At 63.5% G+C, this 1,472-nt stretch carries 2 protein-coding genes and 1 pseudogene; 1 reads left to right on the top strand and 2 read right to left on the bottom strand.

The window, feature by feature from the left end:
• Window positions 1-236 (bottom strand): annotated as a pseudogene (locus EN964_RS34420) (methylamine utilization protein); the annotation flags it as partial.
• A gap of 7 nt (window positions 237-243) precedes the next feature.
• Window positions 244-693, bottom strand: a complete 450-nt coding sequence (locus EN964_RS34415; RefSeq protein ID WP_027039042.1) for a FixH family protein — start codon at window positions 691-693, stop codon at window positions 244-246.
• A 151-nt stretch (window positions 694-844) separates the two neighbouring features.
• Here EN964_RS34415 and EN964_RS34410 point away from each other — a divergent pair.
• Window positions 845-1,472: sugar kinase (locus EN964_RS34410; RefSeq protein ID WP_164776376.1), on the top strand; the 628-nt coding region annotated here is incomplete at its 3' end.

Here is a 1,472-nt window from a genome sequence, read left to right as displayed (position 1 = left end):
GAACAGGATACCGACCCGTCACCGCTCATGCCCTGATCGAAGAACAGCGTCGAGCCGAGTGCGGCGGCGGCCGGCACGGCGGCAAAACGATTGGTGGTGTCGGGCTTGAGCGCCGGCAGCGACGACAGCGCCAGCGAGGCGATGGTCGTCTTTTCGGCGTCGGAAAAATCCGGCTTCGTGCAACCGGCAAGGACAACGGCCAGCATCAGCGCCAGAAAACGCGAAAGCCGCCTCATGTCCTGCTCACAGCACCACGTTGAAGAGCACCGTGTCGGAGCCGGCGGTGGCCGAGATGGCGAAATGCAACTGCCACCAGCCGCTCATGGTGAATTTCACTCCTTCGATTCGATAACGCCCGTCGCCGAGATAGTCGGTCGCCTGCGGGCTGGTCGGCAGGCCGTGACTGTGCAGTGGCATGCCGCCCGAAATCGCGATCGCGGCACCTTCCACCGGAACTCCTGCCTTTGTCTTCAAGGTCAGCAGCCAGGATTGCAGTTCGCCCTGCCGTACGACACCCCGCTCCGGCGCGAAGCTGGCCACGAACAGCGCGTTGGCGGTGTTCTTCGTCCGCGAGACATCCGGGCCGGCAGGCAGCGACGACCGCGGCGCCGTCAGGAAGACGACCGCGAGAATGCCGACCAGCAAGGCAGCCAGACCAAGACCCGCCAGAAGATAACGCCATATCGATGCCAAACCGGTTCCTCTTCCGCAGACAACGCTCTGCCGGACGGATCGCATCCCGCCAGCCTGTGGGAAAACGCTGTGACGGAAAAAACCCTGCTTGCCAAGCATGGCGCTGCCGGTGGCAAAAAGCTACAGCACCGGGATCACTGGAGGATTGTAGATGGCGGGAAACGGCGTCGCCTCGATCGGCGAATGCATGCTCGAACTGTCGGGCCAGACGGGACCGAACTGGCGCATGGGCTTTGCCGGCGACACGTTCAACACGCTGTGGGCGCTGCACGCGCTGAGCACCGAGCGGCCGGCAACCTATGTCTCGGCCTTCGGCGACGATCCGTTCTCGCAAGGCCAGATCGATTTCTTCGCTGAAAACGGCATTGGCATCGGCTCCAGCCCGCTCATAGCGGGCGCGCGGCCCGGCCTCTATGCCATCACGCTGACGGGAGCCGAACGCTCCTTCACTTATTGGCGTGGCGACGCCGCCGCGCGGCAGCTTGCCTCGGACCCGGCCGCATTATCGAAAAACCTGGAAAACCAGGCACTTGTCTATTTTTCCGGAATCACTTTGGCAATTCTGGACGAAGCCGCGCGCGCTGCGTTGCTGGCGGCCGTCGCCAAGGCGCGTTCGGCTGGTTCCCTTATCGCCTTCGACCCCAACTACCGGCCGCGGCTCTGGCGTGAGCGCGAGGAGGCGCAGGCAGCGATCGTCGAAGCCCTTGCCGTCACTGATATCGCATTACCAACCTTTCCCGACGAGCAGATGCTGTTTGAGGATGCGACGCCGCAAGTGA

Source organism: Mesorhizobium sp. M7A.F.Ca.CA.001.10.2.1 (genome assembly GCF_003998575.1).
Taxonomy (GTDB): Bacteria; Pseudomonadota; Alphaproteobacteria; order Rhizobiales; family Rhizobiaceae; genus Mesorhizobium.
This window is presented reverse-complemented; position numbering and strand designations above follow the sequence as displayed.